10 protein-coding genes are annotated in these 16,679 nt (G+C 73.5%); 2 read left to right on the top strand and 8 right to left on the bottom strand.

Going from position 1 to position 16,679, the window contains the following annotated elements; genetic code table 11:
- The first annotated feature begins 53 nt into the window (after nt 1-53).
- Nucleotides 54-557 carry a metallophosphoesterase family protein gene (locus tag ACWGJY_RS18605; RefSeq protein ID WP_453261886.1) on the top strand — a complete coding sequence of 168 codons (504 nt, stop codon included), beginning with the start codon at nt 54-56 and terminating at the stop codon, nt 555-557.
- Between the two features lie 62 nt (nt 558-619).
- Here the strand turns inward: ACWGJY_RS18605 and ACWGJY_RS18610 are convergent, their stop codons facing one another.
- The gene (locus ACWGJY_RS18610) at nt 620-1,126 is read right to left on the bottom strand and encodes a mycothiol transferase (protein ID WP_453261887.1); all 507 of its coding nucleotides are present in this window, start codon (nt 1,124-1,126) and stop codon (nt 620-622) included.
- An 854-nt stretch (nt 1,127-1,980) separates the two neighbouring features.
- Between ACWGJY_RS18610 and ACWGJY_RS18615 the strand changes: the two genes are divergently transcribed.
- Nucleotides 1,981-2,595 (top strand): CAP domain-containing protein, encoded by a 615-nt coding sequence (locus ACWGJY_RS18615; protein ID WP_453261888.1) that lies wholly within the window; start codon nt 1,981-1,983, stop codon nt 2,593-2,595.
- Nucleotides 2,596-2,699: 104 nt separating this feature from the next.
- Here ACWGJY_RS18615 and ACWGJY_RS18620 read toward each other — a convergent pair whose 3' ends face one another.
- The 7 genes from ACWGJY_RS18620 to ACWGJY_RS18650 all read right to left on the bottom strand — a co-directional run bounded on the left by ACWGJY_RS18620 (nt 2,700) and on the right by ACWGJY_RS18650 (nt 16,658).
- Complete coding sequence (locus tag ACWGJY_RS18620) at nt 2,700-5,555, bottom strand: condensation domain-containing protein (RefSeq protein WP_453261889.1); 2,856 nt, start codon at nt 5,553-5,555, stop codon at nt 2,700-2,702.
- Nucleotides 5,545-7,461, bottom strand: a complete 1,917-nt coding sequence (locus ACWGJY_RS18625) for a non-ribosomal peptide synthetase (protein WP_453261890.1) — start codon at nt 7,459-7,461, stop codon at nt 5,545-5,547. Before ACWGJY_RS18625 ends, ACWGJY_RS18620 begins: the two co-directional genes overlap by 11 nt.
- Before the next feature lies 1 nt (nt 7,462).
- Nucleotides 7,463-9,391 carry a non-ribosomal peptide synthetase gene (locus ACWGJY_RS18630; RefSeq protein ID WP_453261891.1) on the bottom strand — a complete coding sequence of 643 codons (1,929 nt, stop codon included), beginning with the start codon at nt 9,389-9,391 and terminating at the stop codon, nt 7,463-7,465.
- Nucleotides 9,388-12,576 (bottom strand): non-ribosomal peptide synthetase, encoded by a 3,189-nt coding sequence (locus ACWGJY_RS18635; protein ID WP_453261892.1) that lies wholly within the window; start codon nt 12,574-12,576, stop codon nt 9,388-9,390. Before ACWGJY_RS18635 ends, ACWGJY_RS18630 begins: the two co-directional genes overlap by 4 nt.
- A gap of 146 nt (nt 12,577-12,722) precedes the next feature.
- On the bottom strand, nt 12,723-14,006 hold the full coding sequence (locus ACWGJY_RS18640) for a non-ribosomal peptide synthetase (protein ID WP_453261893.1): 1,284 nt from the start codon (nt 14,004-14,006) through the stop codon (nt 12,723-12,725).
- A gap of 115 nt (nt 14,007-14,121) precedes the next feature.
- Nucleotides 14,122-15,438 carry an MFS transporter gene (locus ACWGJY_RS18645; RefSeq protein WP_453261894.1) on the bottom strand — a complete coding sequence of 439 codons (1,317 nt, stop codon included), beginning with the start codon at nt 15,436-15,438 and terminating at the stop codon, nt 14,122-14,124.
- Between the two features lie 404 nt (nt 15,439-15,842).
- Nucleotides 15,843-16,658 carry a class I SAM-dependent methyltransferase gene (locus tag ACWGJY_RS18650; RefSeq protein WP_453261895.1) on the bottom strand — a complete coding sequence of 272 codons (816 nt, stop codon included), beginning with the start codon at nt 16,656-16,658 and terminating at the stop codon, nt 15,843-15,845.
- Between the last annotated feature and the right edge of the window lie 21 nt (nt 16,659-16,679).

Genomic DNA, 16,679 nt, shown 5'->3' on the forward strand with positions numbered 1-16,679 from the left:
GTCCCGCCCGCGCCCCCGCCCGTGCCCGCAGCCCGCAGCCGAGAGAGGAATTCGTGCGACTCCTGCTGATCTCCGACACCCATGTCCCCCGGCGTGCCAAGGTGCTGCCGGCGCAGCTGCTCGATGAAGTGCCGCGCGCCGATGTCGTCGTACACGCCGGCGACTGGGTCGACACCGCCACCCTGGACCTGCTGCAGGCTCATGCCCGGCGGCTCGTCGGGGTGTACGGCAACAACGACGGCCCGGAACTGCGCGCCCGGCTGCCCGAGGTGGCATATGCGGAAGTGGCGGGCGTCCGGTTCGGCGTCGTGCACGAGACCGGCGCTGCGCAGGGGCGGGAGCGCCGTTGCGCCGAACGGTTCCCCGGGCTCGACGTGCTGGTGTTCGGGCACAGCCACATCCCCTGGGACTCGACGGTGGACGAGCGGCTGCGCCTGCTGAACCCGGGCTCGCCGACCGACCGCCGCCGGCAGCCGTACTGCACGTACATGACGGCGGAGGTGACGGCGGGCCGGCTCACCGCGGTGGATCTGCACCGCCTGCCCCACGGACGGTGACGCCGCGCGGGGTCCGTCGCAGGCCCGCGACGGACCTCAGAACCCGACCTCAGAATCCGACCTCAGAACCCGAGCAGACCGCGGACGTAAGCGGCCTGTCCGGCGTGCTGCAGATCATCGGCGATCACGCTGACGAGACGGACCCCCAGGGTGACGGGCGGTGTCCAGGCGCGGTCGACGACGCGCTTCATGTCCTTGTCGTCGACCCCGGCGAGGTACTGCACGGTGTTGTCGTGGACGGCGCCGTGATAGTCCGTCAACAGCTGTGCACTCAGGTCCTGTACGGCCGCCACGTCCTTGCCGGAGTGGCCGTAGCCGGTGTCGTCGGGTGCGAAGGGGAGTCCGAAGCGGTCATACCAGCCGTCCGAGGTCCAGATCTGCTCGGTGCCCGCGACCCCGGCGATGTGATCGTCCTGGATCCGGGTGAGGTGCCAGACCAGCCAGGCGATCGAATTGGCGTCGTCGGGGCGGGTGCCGAGTTCATCGGGGGCGAGCCCGTCGACCACGTCTTCGACGCTCTCCCGGATGCGTCCGAAGGCGTCGACAAGCAGATCCGTGCTGGCGTTCATACAGGGCTCCTTTGCGGCGACGGAGGTCTTCGCGCGGACGTTGCGCGGATACCGGTACCGGTTGACCGATGTGTCGCGATCCGGTGGTGGTCAGGCACCCGGAGGGCGCCGGCCCCGGCAGCCCGCCCATGGTCGCAAGCCGAGCGCAGGAATCGGTGCGGGGCAGGCCGAGAGCCCGGATTTTCCCGGCTCGCCGAACTCGATCGGCGGGGCAGCGGCTGGGCGGCCCATGCGTCGGCCGAGGGAGAGGGGAAGCCGGCTCAGGCCCCGGAGAGTGATGTGGTCCTTCCGCCGGAGAGGGGGGTAGGGGCCGGCCTGATGCCGTGGGCCGAGCAGATCCTGGGGCAGGGGCAGGGGCGCTCCGCTGCCGAGGCGGCTCATCGTTTCTCCTCGGGCGGACCGATGGACGCGCTCTCGCGCGCGCCGGCCGTCCGAGTGTGCGGGGAATGGTCGGAAACGCATCGCGGAGGCATCCGGCGCACGGCCGGTCACGGAGGTCGTCCGTGAATGCGGGCTGCCGGGGGCGGGGCATCGACGTGTTGCGCAAGGTGTTGGGCAAGGGGGGCTGGTGCCGGAATAGGTCCGGTATGTCGATGAATCATTCCGCCGATGCCGAATGCCCGCCCGCGGGTGGGAATCGAGTGGTTATATCGCCCGGAATTCCCAGGTCGGAACGGGGATTGTAGTCAGGGTGGTGCCCGAGCGGACGGTTCGTTGTCTTGTCTTGTTACGGTAATCCGGCTCCTGGGAGAGCCTGTTCGCGTGACCGGGCTTCATCTGAGGTGAATGGGCGGTGCGTTGAATATCGTGCGCCCTCTCCCAGGTATTTCCCCCCACGCATGGAGAATATTTAGTTGAATACGAAATACTCGTCCGCGTCCGAGCGCGACTCCCGTGGCGGACACCGGCGACGGGCCCGGATGGTCCCGCTGGGCATCGTTGCCTCGGCCGGTGCGCTCATCGGCGCGCTGGCCGTGCTCTCCTCCCAGGACGACGCGAAGGCGACCGAGTACACCGGTTCCCCGGCCCCGGCGCCCACCGCGTCGGCCGCCGGGAAGCCCGCTGCCCAGCAGGACACGGAGCGCGCCGGCCGCTACGAGGCGGAGGTCCTGCGGCTCGTCAACGAGGCCCGTGCGGAGCACGGCTGCGGCCCGCTGCGGCGCGACCCGCGCCTGGCCAAGGCCGCCCGCCTGCACAGCCAGGACATGCTGGCCCACCATTACTACGCGCACTCCGCCCCGAACGGCCCGGATCCGAAGGAACGGATGGCGGCCCAGGGGTACCAGGACGCCCACGCGGAGAACATCGACGCCTGGGAGACGAAGCCCGCGGGCGCCTTCCGCGCCTGGATGCACAGCCCGGGGCACCGGGCCAACATTCTCAGCTGCTCCTCCCACGCCACCGGCGTAGGTGTCGCCGTCGGCGGGAAGCTCCGGGCGTACTGGACGCAGGACTTCGGCTACAAGTAGACCGCCGCCGACCGGCACGGCCTGAGCGGCCGCGGCAGCCGGCGGGGGAGGACACCCGGTGGCCGGGGGCACCGGGCGTCCTCCCCGTGGTCCTGCCGGGCCGTTCAGTGCACGGACGGGTCGACCATGGCGGCCAGTACGGAGCGCCAGTCCTCGCCCGGCTGCGCGCGCAGGGACGGGGCCAGCCGGTCGGCGTGGTAGTGCCAGCGGTGGTCGAGATCCGGGTGGACCTCGTCCGTCTCACGGATCTCGCTGTCGCTGCCGAGCAGTTGGGTCAGCCCGGTGGCGAGGTCCCGCCAGGCGAGATGTCCGCTGACGGCGTTGGCGACGCCGTGCACGGGGGCGTCCAGACAGGAGACCACGGCCCGTGCCAGGGCCGCGGCGTGCACCCAGGCCGCGCCGTACCACGCATGACCGCGGGCACCCGGCTGCGGAAGGACGAGCGGCCGGCCCTCCCGTGCCGCCTGGTAGAGCACACCCGTCGCACCCCAGCGCAACTGGTCTTGCAGCCGCTGGTGCGGCCCCCAGACGAGAGGGGAGCGGACGGCGCTCGCCCCGCCCCGGCCCTGGGTGCCGGCCGCCCGCAGCAGCAGTCCCTCGCAGTCGGCCTTCGCCTGTCCGTACCCGCTCAGCGGCTGACGGAGGGCGGACTCCTCCGTCACCCACTCGCCGGCGGGGTGTCCGTAGGCGTCCACACTGCTGACGAAGACGAACGGGCCGCGTGACCAGGCGCCGACCATCGCCGCCATCGCCGTCACATCGACCTCGGGACGGGTGAAGGTGCAGGCCGCGTGGATGACCGCATCGGCGCTGTCGACAGCCTTGCGCAGACCGGCCAGATCGGTCAGGTCGCCCTCGATCACCTCCACGCCCTCCGCGGCGACCAGATGCGCGGATTCGGGGCGGGCCAGGGCCAGTACCGGACGTCCCCGGGCGGCCAGTTCGCGCAGCACGAACGCGCCGACCCCGCCGGTGCCGCCGGTGACCAGGACCGTGCCCTCGCGTGAGCGGCGCGGGCGGGAGGCGGGGGCCGAGGGCGCGGCGGCCCGCTCCGCCTCGCGCGCGTCCAGCAGGGCGGTGACCGCCCGCGGGGTGCGGGCCTGCATGATGTCCAGACCGGTGAGCGGCAGGGTCAGCGCCCGGCGCAGACGCTCGGCGAGCTGGACGGCGATCAGCGAGTGCCCGCCGAGGAGGAAGAAGTCGTCGTCCGGTCCGGGCGCACGGCCCAGGAGATCGGTGAAGCCTTCGGTCACGGCGTCGGCGCGCACGCCCTCCGGTGCGGGGGCCGACGGGAACCCGGGCAGCCGGGCCGGGTCGGCCGCGCCGTCGGCCGTACGCGGCAGGGCGTCCAGCAGGGTCACCGCGGCGGGTACCAGCTCCGCGGCCAGGGACGCGCGCAGTTGGGAGCGGAGTTCGGCGGGCGTGGGGCCGCCGATGCCGCGCAGGACGGCATACGCCAGCAGCGGGCCGCCGGCCGGTTCGACCACGGCGGCCTCGGCGACCTCGGGGTGCGCCCGCAGCAGCACCTCCGCCGGGTGCCCGCCGGTCTCGGCCCGGGGCGCCACCGGTGCACCGGGCAGCCGGGACAGCCGGAGCTCCGGCTCGTCCGCCACCGCGGTGAGCAGCGCGGCGTAGTGCGCACCGAGAGAGGCCGCCGCTTCCTCGTCCAGCGCGGTCCGGCTGTACTGGACGAGTCCGGCCGGGGCGTCGGTGTCCACCATGCCGAAGGAGAGGTCGAACTTGGCTTCACCGGCGCCGACTTCGACGTACTCGTCCACCAGGCCCGGCAGCCGCAGCGTCGTGGGTTCCCCCAGGACATCCGCGGTCACCCGGATCAGCGCTGTCCCGTCCGTGTCACGGGCGGCGGCACCGAGGCGCTCCAGGATGAGGTCGAAGGGCACCTCGCGGCCCTGCTGGGCGTCCAGCAGGGCGTCCCGTACGCGTGCCACGAGCGCGGTGAAGGACGGATCGCCGGCGGTGTTCACCCGGACCGGGAGGGTGTTGACACACAGCCCGACCAGACCGCGCATGTCCGCGCCCTGCCGGTGGGTGCCGGCGACGCCGATCACCAGGTCGTCCTGGCCGGTGAAGCGGTGCAGGGCGGCGAAGGCCGCGGCGAGCGCCACGGTGAACAGGGTGGCCCGGTGCTGCCGGCCCACGTCACGCAGGGCGGCCGGCACCCGCGGGTCGAGCGGAGTGGTGTGGACGGCGGCCGGGCGGTCGCCGGTGTCGGCGGGCGGCTGCGCGGGGCGGGGCAGGCGCAGCGGGGAGACGCCGTCGAGGCGCTCGGCCCAGTGACTCAGGCCCTGTTCGAGACGGTCGGCGGCGGCCCGCTCGCGGCGCGCGAAGTCCGCGTACTGCACCGGTGCCGGCTGCTCCTCGGCGGTGGTGCCGCGGACGGCGGCCGAGTAGAGCTGCGCCAGTTCCCCGGCGACGGTCTCCAACGACGCGCCGTCGATGACGATGTGATGGAACGTCAGCAATACGGTGTGGTCCTGCTCGCCGTGCCGCAGGACGAGGGCGCGCGGCAGGGGGCCGGCGGCGAGATCGAAGGGACGGCGTGCCTCCTCGGCCAGCAGTGCGCCGGAGCCGTCCGCGGCCGTCTCCACGACGCGTAGCGCGATCATCTCCGGAGCCGGCAGCACTTCCTGGAACGGCTCACCGTCCTGCTGCCCGTAGCGGGTACGCAGAATCTCGTGGCGGCGTACCAGCGCGGTCAGCGCCGCGGCCAGCGCGTCCAGGTCGAGCGGGCCGCGCAGCCGGGTGGCGAAGGGCACGCTGTACGAGGCGTCACCATCGCCGAGCCGGTCCATCAGCCACATACGGCGCTGGGCGTGGGAGAGCGGCACGGGTCCTTGCCCGGCTGCCACGGGGGCGGCAGCGGGGCGGACGGTGCGGGAGCGCGCCCGGCGCAGCAGTTCTTCCTGGAGTGCCGCGGCGGCGGGGGTGTCAGTGGCCATCGGTGTCCTCCGGGGCGTCGGGGCGCAGATCACTGTGCGCGGCGAGGAGCGCGCGCTCGACCAGCGCGGCGTGCCCCGCCACGGTGGGGGCGGCGAAGAAGTCGGCGAGCGTCAGCTCGACACCGAGTTCCTCGCGGAGGTCGTCGGTGACCGCCAGCGCGAGCAGGGAGTGACCGCCCAGCGCGAGGAAGTCGGCATCCGGACGCGTGACAGCACGGCCCAGCGACCGGCCCCAGATCTCGGCGACGGCCTGCTGCAGCGGACTCAGCGGCCCGGCCGGGGCATCGGGCCCCGCCACGGCGACCAGATCCGCCAGCGCGCGGCGGTCGACCTTGCCGGAGGCGGTGAGCGGCAGCGCGTCGACGATCCGCACCTCGTCGGGGACCAGGTGGGCGGGCAGCGCGGCGGCGAGCCGGTCCCGCACGGTGGCGGGGCGGGGGACCGGTCCGGGCGAGGCCACCACGAAGGCGGCCAGGCGGGCGTCGTCGGGGGAGGGGCGGTGCACGGTGACGGCCGCGTCCGCCACCTCGGGCTGCTCCCGCAGGGCGTGTTCGATCTCCCCCGGTTCGATCCGGAAGCCGCGGATCTTCACCTGGTCGTCCGTCCGCCCGTGGAAGTCGAGCGTGCCGTCCGGGCGCCGGGAGACGAGGTCGCCGGTGCGGTAGAGACGCCCCGGTCCGGGGCGGTGGGTGAAGCGCTCGGCGGTCAGCTGCGGCTGCCCGGTGTAGCCGTGGGCCAGCCGGCTGCCGCCGATCCACAGTTCGCCGCGCTCCCCGTCCACGACCGGCTCGCCCGATGCGTTCAGAAGATGCACGGTCGCGCCGGCGATCGGCCGGCCGATGGGGACCTGGCCGTCGCAGTCGGCGTCCGTGACGCGGTGGGCCGTGGCGAAGGTCGTCGCCTCCGTCGGTCCGTAGCCGTTGACCAGTTCCAGCCAGGGGAAGGCCCGCAGCACCTCACGGGCATGGTGCGCGGACAGCGCCTCGCCGCCCACGATCACCGTGCGCAGCAGCGAGAAGATCCGCGAACGGCGGCCGGCCAGCTGGTGGAAGAGCGCGGTGGTGAGGAAGGCGACGGTGACGCTGTGGCGTTCCACGTCCCGGGCGAGGTCCTCGAACGAGGGCCGCTCCGCGGTGCACACCACCACGGCGGCGCCGTTGGCCAGGGCTCCCCACACCTCGAAGGTCGAGGCGTCGAATGTCATCGGTGAGTGGAAGAGCACCCGGTCGCGGGAAGTGAGGGTGAGGTACGCCGGATCGCTGACCAGCTCGGCGATCGCGCTGTGCGGGACGGCCACGCCCTTGGGGCGGCCGGTGGAGCCCGAGGTGAACATGATGAACGCCGTGGCGTCCGCGGCGAGTTCGGCCCCGGGCGCGCCGTCATCATCCATCAGCGGCTCACCGGGCAGGGCGAGGGTGGCGCCCGCCGGTGCCGCCGATTCCAGCAACTTGCTGTCGCCGACGGTCAGTGTCGCGCCCGCCTCGGCGGCCAGTGCCTCGGAACGGGAGCGCGGATGCGCCGGGTCGAGTGGTACGCACACGGCGCCCGCCCACCACAGCGCGAGCTGGGCGACGACCGTGCGTGCGGAACGGGGCATCAGCAGCGCCACGGAATCACCCCGGCGGACGCCGTGCACGCGCAGATGGGCGGCGAGCGCACGGGCCGAGGAGACGAGCTGCGCATAGGTGAGCGTGGTGTCGCCGTCCGCCACGGCCAGCGCCTGCGGGGTCCGTGCGGCATGCCATGCCACGAGGGCCGTCAGGCCGGCCGCGGGCGCGGGCCGGCCGGCCGCCGGGGCGGGCACGGTGTCGTCACCGGACGGGGGACGCGCGTCGGTCGGGGTACCTTCGGTGGTCACGGGGCCTTCCTTCCGGGTGTCGGGGGAGTGCGGGGTGCGGGCGGTCATCTCAGGCTCCTGCCGGTTGCAGGGCGGCGCGGCGGCTGTCGACGAGCACGGCCACGGCGCGCAGGTCCGGCTGGCGGAGCAGTTCCGGAGCGCGCAGCCGTACACCGCTGGCCGTTTGGATGGCGGTCAGCAGCCGGGCGGCGAGCAGCGAAGTGCCGCCGGCCCCGGTGAAGTTGTCCGTCAGCGAGATCTCGGGCCGGGCGAGCAGCTCGCGTACGGCGCTCAGCACCAGCCGCTCGCCGGGGGTGGCGTCGGCGGGCGGACCGCTGTCCGCGGGGGCACCGCCGGGGCGGGGCTCGTCGGAGGCGGCCGCCTGCCGGGTCAGTTCGGCGCGGTCCACCTTGCCGTTGGCGTTCAGCGGGAAGGAGTCCACGATCCGTACGTCGGAGGGCACGGCCTGCTCCGGCAGCCAGGTCTTGACGCCGGGCAGCAGCGCGTCCGCGGTGAGCGGGGCACCGGATGCCGCCCGCACATAGGCCACCAGGCGGGTGCGGCCGTCGGCGGTACGCGGCGCGGTGACGACGGCGCTGAGAACCGCCGGGTCCTTCTCGAACGCGGCCTCCACCTCGGCCGGTTCGATCCGGACCCCGCTGATCTTGACCTGGTCGTCCAGCCGGCCGAGAAACTCCAGCTCCCCGTCGGCCGGCATCCGCACCCGGTCTCCGGTGCGGTACAGGCGCTCCACTCCCGGCAGATCGAGGCCCTCGGGCACGGCGAGGAACCGGCGCGCGGTCAGTTCGGGATCGAGGTAGCCGAGCGCCAGACCGCTTCCGCCGATGAGAAGTTCACCCTCCGTACCGTGTGCCACGGGCCGGCCGTCGGCGTCCGCGACGACCACGGTCACGCCCGGGAGGGGGCGGCCGATCGGCGGCGCGGGCTCCGTGTCTGCCGTGCCGTCCGTGCCGTGCATGGAGTGGACGGTGGAGATCACGGTGGCCTCGGCCGGTCCGTAGGCGTTGTGGACGGTGGCGGTCACCTCCGTGCCGGGACGGCGCCGCAGCCGGTCGCCGCCCACAAAGATATGACGTAGCGTCAGATCCTCGGGCCAGGACCGCTCCAGCAGCGGCTCCACCATCGGCGTGGCCGTGACAGCCACCGACAGCGCGGACTCGCGCCACCAGTCGGCCAGCACCATCGGGTCCCAGCGGACGTCGTCCGGAGCGGGCACCAGCGCCGCCCCGGACGTCAGACCGCCCCACAGCTCCAGCAGATGGGGGTCGAACGCGACGCCGATCAGCAGGGACTGCCGGTCGCCGGGGACCAGTCCGCAGGTGGCGCGGTACCAGTCCAGCAGCGCGCCGAGCGCGGGCTCGCCGACGGCCACCGCCTTGGGGCGGCCGGTGGAGCCGGAGGTCAGTACGGCGTAGAACGCCTCGGGGGGTGCGGAACGGGCGGTGGCACCGGGCGCGGCGAACGCCGCCACCACGGTGGCGGTGGCATTGGCGCCCTCGCCGGGCAGCGCCAGCGGCAGGTGGTCGGCCGTCCGGTGCCGGGGCGGCAGAACCCCGGGATCGCCGATCAGACAGACGACGTTCAGGTCCTCGGTGACGGCGTCGGTGCGCTGCTCACCGGGGCGCGGGCCCAGCGGCAGATAGACGGCGCCGATCCTGGCGAGCGCGACCGCGGTCACCACGAGCGCGGCCGAACGGTCGAGGCAGACACCGACCAGGTCCCCGGGCCGCACCCGGCCGCGCAGAGCCTCTGCGACCTCGTCGGCGGCGGTGTCGATCTGCCGGTAGGTCCAGCGGTGGGACCCGTCGATCACGGCAGGAGCCTCCGGGGAGCGCTCGGCCCACTCCTCGAAGAGCGCGAGCACGGCGCTCGCGCCGTCGGCGGCGGGCAGGGCACCGTGGGCGATGCTGAGCGTGCCGCTGTCCGGGGCGGGGGTGGTCGTGGAGGCCGCCGAACGGGCGGTCATCGGCTGGGTCATCGGGACTCCGTCACGGTGGTCGAAGCGGCGGAAGCGGACACGGCGGCGGTGCCGGCGGCCGCGAGTGCGGCGGCCTGGTCGGCCAGCACCGGGTTCTGGAACAGCAGCCGCAGCGGCGGACGCCGGCCCAGTCGCGGTTCGAGCCAGGCCGCCAGCTGCGCGGCGAGCAGTGAGTGGCCGCCGGTCCGGAAGAAGTCCGAGGACGCGTCGAAGCGGTTGTGGCCCAGCGCTTCGCGCCAGCCCTCGGCGAGCAGCGCCGTCATCGGATCGGCCGGCAGCTGCGCAGGCACGCCGGGGCTCTCCCCGACCGCGGCAGCCGGCTCCAGCGCGGCGGCCCGGCGGGTCAGCGCGGTGCGGTTCGGCTTGCCGCCGGCCAGCCGCGGCAGGTCGTCGAGCTGTGCCCAGCGTCCCGGTACGAGCGCGCTCGGCAGCCGGCGGCTCAGCTCCGTGTGCAACGCCTGCTCGTCCCATGACTCACCGTCGTCCGCACTCTCCAGGAAGCCGACCAGCCGGGGCCCGCCCGGGGCCTCGCGGTCCAGGACGACGGCGCAGGAACGGCCGCCGAGCGCGGCCGAGGCGGCGGCCTCCACCTCTTCCAGCTCGATGCGGTAGCCCCGCAGTTTGATCTGGTGGTCGCGGCGTCCCAGGAAGTACAGCAGCCCGTCGCGGCCGCGGTAGCCGAGGTCACCGCTGAGGTAGACCCGCTCACCGCCGAGGGCCTCGACATGGACGAACCGGGCCGCGGTGGTCTCGGGGTTGCCGACGTACCCCTCGGCCAACCCGGCCCCGGCGATGGCCAGTTCACCGACCGCGCCGTCCGGCAGCGGGCGGTGGTGCGCGTCCAGGACATGGATCCGTTCGCCGGGCAGCTCGGTGCCGAGCGGGATCTGTGCACCGTCGGCGAGGCCGTCCCGGGTGATCTCGTGGACGGTGGAGCTGATGGCCGCTTCCGTGACGCCGTAGACGTTGAGCACCGTGCTGTTGCTGTCGGCCAGGAACGCGCGCATCACGTCCGCCGGGAGGCGCTCCCCACCGAGCACCAGCAGCCGCGGCTCCCACTGGCCGTCGCGCAGCACGGGGCGCATCTCCTCGCGGGTGGCGAGGAAGTAACTGGTGGGCAGGTTCGCCACGGTGACCCGGGCGGTGACCAGCAGTGCGGCCAGCTCGGCACCGGTCGGTACCTCGCGCTCGGGGGCGACCAGACAGGCCCCGGCATACAGCGACGGCAGCACCTCTTCGAGGGCCACGTCGAATGACGGCTGGGCGAACAGCAGCACCCGGTCACCCGGGCCCAGGCCGAACCGCTCGGCCGCCCCGGTCAGATGGTTCTCCAGCGCCGCGCGGCCGACGGCGACCGGCTTGGGTACGCCCGTCGAGCCGGAGGTGTGAATGATGTACGCGGCACCGGGCACGGCCTCGGCCGCCCGCGCCGGCGGCAGGACCGGGGTGTCGACCGTGGCCGTCGGCAGCCCGTCGGGAACGGTGACGGGGGTGTCCGCCGAGGTCAGGACCAGCGCCGGACCCAGCCGGCCCAGCAGCAGCTCCAGCCGGGCCGACGGGTCGGACGGCGAGAGCGGGCAGTACACCGCCCGGGTCCGCAGACAGGCCAGCAGGGCCACGACCGAGTCGGCGCCACGGGGCAGCACGGCGGCCACCGGCTGCCCGGCGGTCACTCCCGCCGCCCGCATCCGCTGCGCCAGCGAGGAAACCTGGGCGTCGAGGTCGCCGTAGGAGATCCGGCGGGCGCCGATGAGCAGCGCGGGCAGGGACGGGTCGTGGGCGGTCGTGGGGTCGAGCGGATCGTGTTCCGGGACCGGCGGCGCGGCGGCGGGCACGGTCTGCGGGGCCGGCGGCGGCGCCAGATCCGCGAGGGTGGTGCCGGGCGCATCGAGATATGCCCGCAGCAGTTCGAGGAACCGCCCGGCGAGCAGCTTCGCCACGTCCTCGGCGAACATGTCGGCGTCGTAGTCCCAGACCAGCGTCATTCCCGGCGCGCCGTGCCGGGGGCCGACCCCGCGCCGGTCGTCCGGCAGCAGCACCACGTCCAGGTCGAACCGGGTGGTGCCGGTGTTGAACCCCTCGAACAGGGTGATGTCCAGGCCGGGGACGTCGACCTCGGGCAGCTCCGCGTCGTGTGCGCTGAACATGACGCTGAACAGCGGGTTGTCGGCGCCCGAGGTGTGCAGGCCGAGCGTGCGGGTCAGCTCCTGGATCGGCACCTCCTGGTGCGGCAGCGCACGGATGAGGGTGTCGGTCACCTCGTCCATGGACTCCTCGGCCGGGGCGGCCGGGTCCAGCCGGAGCGCGAGCGGGATGGTGTTGACGAACATCCCGACGGTCTCCTCGAAACCGCGCGGGCGGTTGCCGACCGCGGTGCCGATCACCATCTGCGAGCGGCCGCTGTGCCGGCGCAGCAGCTCGGCGAAGAGCCCCAGCAGCGCGGCGAACGGCGTCAGACCGCGCTCACGGGCATGGCCGCGGAGCGCTTGGGCCAGATCCGCACCGATCGACTGGCGCAGCTGGCCGCCGCGGTGCCGGCGCCGGGAGCCGGGCCGGGTCAGACCGGGCAGCGGCATGTCGTAGGACATCTCGCGCAGTTCACCGGCCCAGAACTCCAGACCGTCCCGCCGCTCCCCCCTCGCCTCGCTGCGGGAGGCGGCCCGGACATGGTCCGCGTACGAGGGTGCGGTGGGCAGCTCCACCGGCTCGCCCAGGACGTGGCCCCGGTAGACGGTGAACACGTCGCGCAGCAGGATCGCGAACGAGTGACCGTCGTGGATCAGATGGTGTTCGACGTGGACGAGCCGGTGCCGGTCGTCCGCGAGCCGCACCAGCGTCCAGCGCAGCAGCGGTGCCTCGAAGGTGTCGAGCGGAGTCTCGGCCTCGGTCCGCAGCAGCTCCTGGAACGCGCCCTCCGGGTCCGCCTCCCCGCTCAGGTCCACCGTGCGCAGCGGTGGCGCACAGCTCTCGGCGACCCGCTGCCCCGGCATCGCCCCGGCGACGGCGACGAGTTCCAGCCGCAGACCGGCGTGCCGGTCGAGGGCGGTGGCGAGTCCGCGGCGGAGCGCCTCGGTGTCGAGGGTGCCCCACAGGTCGAGTGCGGCGGTGAAGTTGTAGGCGCGGCTGCCCGGTTGCACCTGTTCGTGCAGCCAGACGATCTCCTGCGAGGAGGAGAGCGGAAGCATGGGCGATCCCTGAGGTTGTCGGGGCGGGTGTTCTCCGGCCGGGGCATGGTCGGGCCCGGCCTGGGGGTGCGCAGACCGGGCCGCGGATCGCGCGGCGAGGTCTGGCGGTATCGGTGGATGAAGGAGGGGCGGGGCCCCGGGGCGGATCAGCCGGCCGTCGGTGCCGGGGTCCGCAGTGCGCCGGTGAGCGCGGTGAAGGCGCTCTCGGCGGTGTCGTCGGGGAGGATCGCGCGGTCCCACACCATGCGCAGATGCAGGTCGGGGCCCTGGGTGACGGAGACCGCGAAGGGCCCGCGTACGGCCCTGCCGTCGATATGGATCTCACGGCCTGTCACACCGCCCATCCGCAACGGGGGGTGCCGCCGGGCGTCGTCCACGGTCAGCATCCCGTCGAGCCGCCCGGTCCAGCCGGAGCCGGCGGCCCTTGCGGCATGCACCACGGCGTCGAACGGGGTGGCGGCCTGGTCCAGGTCGTCCCACCAGGCACCGGCCGTCGCGGACGCCGCGGGGGTGTCGCCGGTCGCGGTCGGGAAGACCACGGTATTGAGGAAGCAGCCGAGCACCGGCGCGGCACCGGGCGGGCGACCGCCCCACGGGTAGCCGAGCGGCACCACATGGCCCGCCCCGAACAGCACTGCTGCCGCCGCCCGGCAGGCGTCGAGCAGCTCGGGGAAGGGCACTGTGGCGGGCGGCGCGGGCATCCGCAGCACGGCCGAACCACTGGGCGCCGTACCGGCGGAGAGGCTCTCCGGCCGTGGCGCGGGGGCCTGTTCGCGTACCGCGCGCAGCCGTTCGCCCCAGTAGGCCAGCGCTGCCGGTGCGCCCGCGCGCTCCTCCGCGTCGAGCTGCAGCAGCACGGCGTCCCGGTAGGCGGCCAGTTCGGCCGTGACCTCGGCGGGGGAGGGGCCGTCGGCGGGGCCTTCGTCGTAGGCGGCGCCGAGTTCCCCGACGATCCGGGCGAGCGACTGGCCGTCACACGCGGTGTGGTCCAGCACGATGGCGAGCACCTCCTCCGCGCCTTCCTGCACCAGGAACAACCGCAGGGGCGGCCCCTGCGGGCTCCAGCCGGCCAGGGCACGGCGCAGCACGGTGGTCGCATCCTCACCGGGCGCGCACTCCGTGCGGGTCACGGGTACCTGCGGCTCTTCCGGACGGAGCACGGGGGTGCCGCGCAGCACGGTGAGCCGGGCACGCAGCACGGGGTGCAGGGCGGCGAGACGGTTCGCGGCCGCCGCGAGGCGTACGGGATCCACCGTGCCGCGCGGAAAGGCGAAGAACATCGGCACGAGATCCGGCCGTCCGGCGGGGTCCATGGCACGCACCAGTGCAAAGCGACGCTGGGCGCCCGTGACGGGGAGCAGGACCGGGGTCCCGTCGCCGGAGTCGAGTCGCCGGTAGCGGGCCAGGTACTGGCTCGTGATGCTGAGCACGTGATCCTCTCTTGATGTGGTGGACCCGCGTCGCCGGAGGCGATGGGGAGGGGGATGTTGCGGAGGGGGAAGACCGTGCAGGACGGCAGGGCGAGGCGGACGCGAGGGCCGGCCGTCAGCCGATGGAAGCGGGTTCGGCCGGGTCGGCGGAGCCGGACGGGGCGGCTTCCGTGTCCTCGGCCGGCTCCGCGACGGGCAGATCATGCATCCGCCGCAGCGGGGAGAGCAGCAGCGGCAGCGGTACGGCCACGAATCCGGCCGCACACCACACCAGCGCCGCACGGGCGCCGAAGGCGTCGGCCAGCGCACCGCCGGCCAGGGCCCCGAGCGGCAGCGTGCCCCACATCAGGAACCGCAGAGTGGCGTTCATCCGGCCGAGCAGCCGGGACGGGCACAGGGCCTGACGGAAGCTCACCTGAGCGACGTTGTAGACGACGGCGCCGAAGAACACCACACCGGAGCCGAGGGCGAACAGTGCTGCTCCCGCGCCGCGTGAGGAGAGCGGCCACAGCAGCGCGAACGGCCCGGTGACCAGCGCGGAAAGCCAGATGACCCGGGCCTGGCCGAACCGGGCGGCGAGCCGTCCCGCACACAGGGCGCCGGCGAGCCCGCCCAGGGCGGAGGCGGCCAGCAGGAGGCCGACGACTCCGGGGGCCAGTCCCAGCACGCGGACCAGGAAGACGGACTGCGTGGCCATCAGCACGGCGGTGAAGAAGTTGCCCAGCCCCGTCGTCAGGGCGATCACCCGCAGCAGCCGGTGCCCGAAGACGAAGCGCAGCCCCTCACCGACCTCCTGGCGCAGGGAGACGTCCGGCCGGCGTTCCGGGAGGCTCTCGGGCTGTTTGATGCTCCACAGGAAGAGCGCGGAGAGTACATAGCCGACCGCGTCGGCAACGATGGCCAGGGCGGCCCCGAGCAGCTGGACGAGACCGCCGCCGATCCCGGGACCTGCGACCTGCGCCGATGAACGGATCGTCTCCAGCGCTCCGTTGCCCGAGACCAGCTGGTCCTTGGGCAGCAGCTGAGGCAGGAAGCTCTGGTGGGCGACGTCGAAGAAGACCGTTGCCACTCCGGTGACCAGGGCGACGACGTACAACTGCGCCATCGTCAGCGCTCCGGCGACCGCGGCCAGCGGGATGCTCGCCATCGCCACGGCCCGCACCACATCGGCGCGGATCATCAGCGGCAGCTTGCGCATCCGGTCGACCCAGGCGCCGGCCGGCAGCCCGACCAGCAGGAATGCGGCGGTCTCCGCGGCGGTGAGCAACCCCACCTGGAAGGCGGGGGCGTTGAGTACGAGTACCGCGACGAGCGGCAGGGCGACAAGGGTGACCTGGGCGCCGAGTTGACCGGCCGCGGCACCGGCGAGCAGAAGGCGGAAGTTGCGCAGACGCAGCGGGCCGCCGGCCGCGGGTCGGGGTATGTCGGGCATGTGGTCGACCATCGCCGAATGGCCGATGGGCGGTCAAAACCTGATGCACAGTTTCGGTCGGCTTTCTTCACCGTTTACTCACCAGAACAGAAAATTCTCCACCAGATCCTGGCAACGGCCGGATGACCTCCACATGTTCCCCTTCCTTGCGGGAAGGGGATTCCGCGGTCGTCGTACGGCACGAACGGGCGATCATTCACGGACTGTCACGTGCCGTAATCCGACTGAAAACAGTCGGTGATGTCCTCTTATTGACGGAAGCACTCAGTTCCTCCGATACGGCTTGGGTCATCGCGCCGCTCCGTGTCGCGGATCGTGTGGCCGGTGTGGGCCTCACACCGGGCGCCGCGGGGCGGGTTTCCTGGCCTGCTACGCGAACTACTACGTGGTCAACGGAGGGGGCGTCATGCCCCGCTTCCGTCCTCCTCGGTCTTCCAGCCCCAAGCGGTCAGCATCCCGGGGGAGAGGTCCGCGCACCTGGGCGACGACAGATCGCGCAGCGCACGCGCGAGCAGCGCCTCGTCCACCCGCCCCGTCGCGAGCATGGCCTCCCGTGCCCGGATCCAGGTATCCGCCCAGAAGCGGCTGATCGCGCTGCCCGGCACCAACGGGGGCACATGGATCTCGGCGGCCACCTGGCACAGGCCCTCCTCGTGCAGCAGCTGCGGGTAGTCCGCTACCCAGGAGATGTCCGTGCCGATGGTCTCCCGGAGCGCCTGCCACATCGCCCGCATGACCGTGGTGTACGGGGTGCCCGGCGCGGTGGCGCTCGTCAGATCCACGGCGTCGCTGAGCACCAGCACCCCACCAGGCGCGACCAGCGAAACCAGCTTGGCGATCATGCGGCGCCACGGGCGCAGATGCATCAGCACGAACCGCGCATGGACCAGCTGGAAGCGGCCGGGGTCGAAGCCCGGCGCGGTGATGTCGGCGCTCAGCGCCGTCAGGCCCGGTGTGCCGTCGGCCGTCAGGAACCGGGTGTCACGGTCCACGGCGAGGACCGTCGTGACACCGGCCGACTCCAGCAGCCAGCGCGCGAGGGTGCCGGTGCCCGCCCCCACGTCCAGGCAGTTCCAGCCGGGGCCGGCTCCCAGCGCCGTCAACCGGGCGGCGCTCACCTCGTCGTAGGCGAGCGCTCCCAGATCGATACGACCGGCCTCGCCGGTCTCTTCCGGGCGGAACATGCCTTCGCCGTAGCGCCCGGCGTCCGTACCCCGCACGTGACCAGTATGACGGTGACG

This window comes from Streptomyces sp. NPDC054765 (assembly GCF_053612065.1).